Genomic DNA, 255 nt, shown 5'->3' with positions numbered 1-255 from the left:
ATCAGCATCGTGGAACGTGCGCTGGAGCTGTATGGCGCGCCGATCTACGTACGGCATGAAGTGGTGCACAACCGCTACGTGGTTGACAGCCTGCGTGAGCGGGGCGCCGTGTTTATCGAAGAGATCGCCGAAGTGCCGGACGGTTCTATCCTGATCTTCTCGGCGCACGGCGTGTCTCAGGCGGTACGCGCCGAAGCCAAGGCGCGCGATCTGACCATGTTGTTCGATGCCACTTGCCCATTGGTGACCAAGGTG

The 255-nt window shown here is 60.8% G+C and carries 1 pseudogene; it reads left to right on the top strand.

Annotated features, from left to right (window positions below):
- Window positions 1–255: pseudogene (ispH, locus tag P8629_RS12280) on the top strand (4-hydroxy-3-methylbut-2-enyl diphosphate reductase); the annotation flags it as partial.

This window comes from Hydrogenovibrio sp. 3SP14C1, from assembly GCF_029625905.1.
GTDB lineage: Bacteria > Pseudomonadota > Gammaproteobacteria > Thiomicrospirales > Thiomicrospiraceae > Hydrogenovibrio.
The sequence above is the reverse complement of the archived record's forward strand: the minus strand, read 5'-3'. Positions and strand labels throughout refer to the sequence as shown.